The sequence below is a fragment of the Escherichia sp. E3659 genome (genome assembly GCF_005781135.1).
GTDB lineage: Bacteria > Pseudomonadota > Gammaproteobacteria > Enterobacterales > Enterobacteriaceae > Escherichia.
The window spans coordinates 1-2,032 of sequence record NZ_VATQ01000078.1 but is presented as its reverse complement, the minus strand read 5'-3'; the positions used below and the strand labels follow the sequence as shown (position 1 = coordinate 2,032).

The 2,032-nt window shown below is 49.8% G+C and carries 2 protein-coding genes and 1 pseudogene; all 3 read right to left on the bottom strand.

The window, feature by feature from the left end:
• Window positions 1-406: pseudogene (locus FEK47_RS25040) on the bottom strand (type VI secretion system tip protein VgrG); the annotation flags it as partial.
• A gap of 157 nt (window positions 407-563) precedes the next feature.
• The gene (locus tag FEK47_RS25035) at window positions 564-893 is read right to left on the bottom strand and encodes a hypothetical protein (protein WP_135487891.1); all 330 of its coding nucleotides are present in this window, start codon (window positions 891-893) and stop codon (window positions 564-566) included.
• The coding region (locus tag FEK47_RS25030; protein ID WP_171020873.1) for an S-type pyocin domain-containing protein at window positions 890-2,032 on the bottom strand (1,143 nt) is incomplete at its 5' end. The genes FEK47_RS25030 and FEK47_RS25035, both read right to left, overlap by 4 nt.

Here is a 2,032-nt window from a genome sequence, read left to right as displayed (position 1 = left end):
TACCCGCGATGAGCGGACGCGGGATCTCTGCCGGACGGAAGCAGTAACGTTCGGTGTAAGGCAGGCCCCAGACCGACACATGCAGACGGGAATCACGGGCGCCCCTGAAGGTCACCAGCGTGAGGATGACGCCCTCTTGCAGGGCCGTAATGACGCTGCCCTGCGGCTCCAGCACCTGCCCGGGTGTGAGGTGTGCCGCATTGCTGAACAGGTGAATACGGGCCGACCTGTTGAGCTCCCGCTCGTGGTGAAGTCGGGCGTAAAACGCGCCAGATTCGGTTTTCGGCTCCGGGCTGGCGTCGTTTCCCGCTTCACGATAAGGGACTGCGTAGCGGTAATGTTCCCCGGTGGTGACCGCATCATTACGCACGCTGACCGTCGCATTCATCGGCGTGGAGGCTGTCTGACAATCTATCGCTACGGCTAAATCAGCGTCACGACCAAAATACGAATAAATATATTAGTGTGACAAGTGTACTTCTGATGTACCCTCCCTAGCCCAAGAGTTTACCTTAATCTTACGAATAGCTATCATGTGATAAGTGCTTTTACTTGTCATAGTTTTATGATGATGGACAGTTAATTAAAGCTTCACTAATTTTCTGGATTAGTTCATTTTTATCCCACTTTGATGATGTTCTGAATATCGGTTCGTCCCAGTTCTCATCGGATATAACCTGAACAATAAACTCTCCACCTTCTTCAAATGCTGGATACCAGCCAATATCGACGATATTCCCATTGATGAATGATAATTGAAATAGGTCTTCATCAAGTTTATTTACTTGCTCAAATATATTTTTAGTAAAGTCTAGGGTTGAAAGTTCATCATATACACTTGCCACATTGTCTAGTTGATGAACTTTATCTAGAAAACGATAGTTTTTTTTCATTTTATTAGCTTCCCAGCCTCTTGAGGCCCTATTGGATGAGAGTGGATAGTTCCCTGAGATTCTTTAGTCACTACCCAATTGGTTTCTTTACCTTTGTATGCGCCTTGCACGCTATCGAACTCTTTGACCTTCCAATTCTGACCATTTGTTGTAAAAGTGCCATTTTCCCAAACATCGCGATCTATAGACTCAATATTAACTTCTGGCTTAAATTTCGCAGGGCCAGACTTTGTGTTTTTCACTATTTCATTCCAGGGCTTATTTTTAGGTGGATAGTGCTTGTAGCCATGAGTATAAGATGTTTTGACCTCATTGAGATAAACATAAATCGGTTTAATCCCGGAGTCCGCAGGGAACACCAGTATGTAATCGTTAAGATCGCGTTCTTCCGGCACCGGGAAAGGTGGGGTCGTGTATTCATCTTTACCGTCAGGAATTGGCGTGACGAGTATTGTAGCCTGGTCTATTGGCTTGATGTCGCTGCCGGTATGTGAGGGAAGGTCACTGCCCTCAGGTCTCTCTGGCGTCCAGGTAATCAGCGGACCATCGGCACCGTGAGCTGGAGTGAACTCATACCGATTATGTTCACTCTTCCACACCATGTTTGCCGTACGGACACCTTCATACGGGGTACCTTCACCCGTATGGATGCCATAGACCCGCATGTTGCCCTGTTCATCCTGGCGCCAGAAGAACCTCACCCGTGTTGTTGCTTTTGCCCCGGTGATGGCTTTCTGCCGCAGCTCTTCCTCGTACCAGAATTCATCCCGGCCAGGAACCCTGTCACTCCCCTCGCCCGCAGATGGAACGTAGAGTGCGGACATCATCGCTCCTACATACGGAATTCCCCGGGCCGCGCCCAATACGCCGGTCAGGGACCATTCTCCCCAGACCTGGGTCATCACGCCCGTAGCAGCCCCAAGAGCAAGCGGTGCAGCCGTTGCCTGAGCAGGAGCATTTGCGCCCCCGGTGTCAGGCTTACGTTTTTTGGCTGACTGGGCATGCTGAACGACTTCATCATCTGCATGCTCATGCTGATGGCCATAACCGCAGCAGTCGTCCTCGACAGGCTGGACAAAAATTGTCATCTGTCCAAAGTTATCAACGGGCTCTTCGGTAGTACCGGCATCCGTGCAGCC

Excerpts from the sequence above, each read along its gene's own strand:
- FEK47_RS25035 (WP_135487891.1), bottom strand. The coding sequence starts at position 893 with ATGAAAAAAAACTATCGTTTTCTAGATAAAGTTCATCAACTAGACAAT.